General features: G+C 67.6%; 2 protein-coding genes and 1 pseudogene. 2 read left to right on the top strand and 1 reads right to left on the bottom strand.

Annotated features, from left to right (window positions below; translation table 11 throughout):
- The coding region (locus G3N97_RS37520) for a DUF2946 domain-containing protein (RefSeq protein ID WP_205997802.1) at positions 1-579 on the bottom strand (579 nt) is incomplete at its 3' end.
- 81 nt (positions 580-660) lie between these two features.
- Here G3N97_RS37520 and G3N97_RS37515 point away from each other — a divergent pair.
- Positions 661-2,697 (top strand): NADPH-dependent 2,4-dienoyl-CoA reductase, encoded by a 2,037-nt coding sequence (locus tag G3N97_RS37515; RefSeq protein ID WP_205997801.1) that lies wholly within the window; start codon positions 661-663, stop codon positions 2,695-2,697.
- A 107-nt stretch (positions 2,698-2,804) separates the two neighbouring features.
- Positions 2,805-3,505, top strand: a pseudogene (locus G3N97_RS37510) (PAS domain-containing protein); the annotation flags it as partial.

The raw sequence follows: 3,505 nt of genomic DNA, 5'->3' as shown, positions 1-3,505 counted from the left end.
CGCCACATTTTTCCCTACACACCGACATTTGGATGAGGGGGTGAGCGCGTTGATGCCGCGCTGGCTGCCTAGGCGCGCGGCAATGCGCGCGTGCAAGAGGCGCGTGGCGAGCGGCAGCGCGATCGGCACGCCCGGCACGACGGGCAGATGGGCGAGCAGGTTGCAGTAGCCGCAATCCTGCATGTCGCCGGGACTGGCGTGCTGATCGGCGTGCGGGTTGGCCTGGTTGTCGCCGTGCGAGGCCATCGCCGCGCCGCGCATCGACGGCATGTTGCAGTGCATGGCCGCCATGCCGGCCGGCGCGGCGTTCGTGGCGGCGAGCAGATGCGAAATCACGGGCGCGAACGTCGTCAGCAGGATCGCGAGCGTTCCTAATAGACTGACGAACTGGATGCGGAGCCGGCGCACGGTGATCAGCGAACGAGACAGTGAAAAAACGAGGCGATCATTATGCCACGCGGACGGCCGACGGCTGTCGGGCGCGGGCAGCCGGCGAGGATGCGTCGATAGGCAATATATTTCCGTATTTATGCGTAAATAATCGGTTTTAAAGCGGATATGGAATCCGTGTAACCCCATCAATATGTCAAGATATTGACGTAAAACGTCCGTCACCCTAGAGTACGCACGATACCCCACAACAACATCGAGACATCCGCCATGCCGACTTTCGACCGGCTTTTGACCCCGCTTGCGGTCGGCCAGACCGTGCTGCCCAACCGCATGGTGATGGGCGCGATGCACACGCGGCTCGAAACGCTCGACCGACCGCACGAGCGCCTCGCGGCGTTCTACGCGGCGCGCGCGGCGGGCGAAATCGGCCTGATCCTGAGCGGCGGTTTTTCGCCGAATGCCGAGGGCGTGATGGAAGCGGGCGGCCCGCTGTTCGACCGCGCCGAACAGCTCGACGAGCATCGCGCCGTCACGCGCGCCGTGCACGCGGCGGGCGGCAAGATCGTGTTGCAGATCCTGCACGCGGGTCGCTACGCGAAGGTGCCTGAGTGCGTCGCGCCGTCCGCGATCAAGGCGCGCATCAACGCGTGGACACCGCGCGCGCTCAGTCTCGACGACATCCGCCGCACCATCGCAGATTTCGCGCACACGGCGGCGCTCGCCGTCGAGGCGGGCTACGACGGCGTCGAAATCATGGGCTCGGAAGGTTATCTGATCAACGAGTTCGCGGCGGCCGCCACCAATCATCGCGACGATGCCTACGGCGGCAGCTTCGACGCGCGCATCCGTTTCGCACTCGACGTCGTGCGCGCGGTGCGCGAGCGGTTGGGCGCGGTGCCTATGCTGATCTACCGGATTTCGTCGATCGATCTCGTCGAAGGCGGCTTGAGCGGCGCGGAGATCGCGACCTTTGCGCAGCGCGTGGAAGCGGCCGGCGCGGATCTCATCAACACGGGCGTGGGCTGGCACGAATCGGCCGTGCCGACGATCGCGGCTTCGGTGCCGCGCGCGGCCTGGCGCGAGGCGATCCGCAACGTGAAGCGCGCGGTGAGCATTCCGGTGATGGCGTCGAATCGCATCAACATGCCCGAAGTGGCCGAGGAACTGATTGCGGCGGGCGTGGCCGATTGCGTTTCGATGGCGCGTCCACTGCTCGCCGATCCCGAGTTCGCGAAGAAAACGCGTCTGGGTCTGGCCGATGAAATCAACACCTGCATCGGCTGCAATCAGGCGTGTCTCGACCGCATCTTTACCGAGCGCACGGCCACGTGTCTCGTGAATCCGCGTGCGGGGCGCGAGATCGAGTTTCCGGTCGGCGTGGCGCGCGTGGCGAAACGCGTGGCTGTCGTCGGCGGCGGCCCGGCGGGCATGGCGTTCGCCGTGAACGCGGCGGAGCGCGGCCACGCGGTCACGCTCTACGAGGCCGCGCCGCGTCTGGGCGGCCAGCTCAATATGGCGAAAGTCGTGCCCGGCAAGGCGGAGTTCAACGAAATGCTGCGCTATTTCACGGTGCGGCTCGCGAAGCTTGGCGTGGACGTGCGCCTCGGCGAAGCGGCCAGTGCGGCGGCGCTCGCGGGCGCCGCCTACGACGAGATCGTGCTGGCCACCGGCGTCACGCCGCGCGTGCCCGATATCGCGGGCGTCGATCACCCGAAGGTGGTGTCGTACGTCGACGTGTTGACCGGCAAGGTGGACGTGGGCGCGCGCGTGGCGATTATCGGCGCGGGCGGGATTGGTTTCGATGTCGCCGAATATCTGCTCGGCGATGCGCGCGAATCGCTTGATCCCGAGGCGTTCTTTCGCGCGTGGGGCGTGGATGTCGCGAATGTCCACGCTGGCTCGGGTGGTCTGACGAAGGAGAGGGGCGCAACGAATCCCGCCAAACCGCGCCGCACCGTACACCTGTTGCAGCGCAAGGCCGAACCGCCGGGCAAGGGACTCGGCAAATCGACGGGCTGGATTCTCAAGGCGCGCCTGCGCCGCGCGCATCTGATGACGATCTCGGGCGCAACCTACGACGCTATTGACGATCAGGGCCTGCATTATCGCGTCGATGGCGTGCCGCAGACGCTGGCGGTCGATCATGTCGTGCTGTGCGCGGGCCAGAACGCGAACCGCGCGCTGTTCGACGAACTGGCCGCGCGCGGCATCCGCGCGAAGCTGATCGGCGGCGCCGACGTGGCCGCTGAACTCGATGCGCTGCGCGCCATCGACCATGCCACGCGGCTCGCCGTCGAACTCTGAGCGCGCGCGGATCGCGCCCTTTCATCGCGCTCACGTCCCAGGACTGGAACTTGCGCCCTTTGCCAGTGAGCGAAGGGCCACAACATCCACGAATGCAGGGAGGGAGCGTGTCTGGCGCACGGAATGCGAGTTTTATCCGGGGGAGCAGCGAGATGTCGGGGCGCGTGCGTGACTTCGACTGGGACGCGACGCCGTTCGGCGCGCTCGCGGACTGGCCGCCGCCGCTGCGCGCGGCCCTGAGCCTTTGCCTCGGTTCGCAGGCGCCCGCCGCCATCTGGTGGGGCGACGACGCGCGCGTGCTCTACAACGACGCCTATATCCCGTTCCTCGGCGCGGGCAAGCATCCCGGCGTGCTCGGTTTGCCGGGCGCCGCGGGCTGGCCCGACGTCTGGCCGCAACTCGGCGCGCGCATCGAAGGCGTGCTGCATAGCGGCGACACGGCCATGAGCGAAGACGAGCAGATCTTCTTCGCGCGCCATCTCGCGCAGGAAGAGGTCTACGCGAGCTGCGCCTACGAACCCCTTTACGCCGACGACGGCACGGTGGCCGGCGTGTTCTGCCTGTGCAGCGAAACGACGCCGCGCATGCAGGGCGAACGCCGGCTCAAGACCTTGCGCGGCCTGAGCGTCTGCGCGACGGACGAAGGCGCGGTCGCGGCCGCCTGCGAGTGCGCGGCCGACGTGCTGGCGGCGAACGGCTACGACGTGCCGTTTTCGGCGATCTACGCCGCGCCGACGGGGCGCACCGAACTCGAACTCGTCGCGAGCAGCCGGCTCGGCGCGCCGCTCGTGGCGCGCCTGCATACGCT

The sequence above is a fragment of the Paraburkholderia sp. Ac-20347 genome, from assembly GCF_017104805.1.
Classification (GTDB): Bacteria; Pseudomonadota; Gammaproteobacteria; order Burkholderiales; family Burkholderiaceae; genus Paraburkholderia; species Paraburkholderia tropica.
This window is presented reverse-complemented; position numbering and strand designations above follow the sequence as displayed.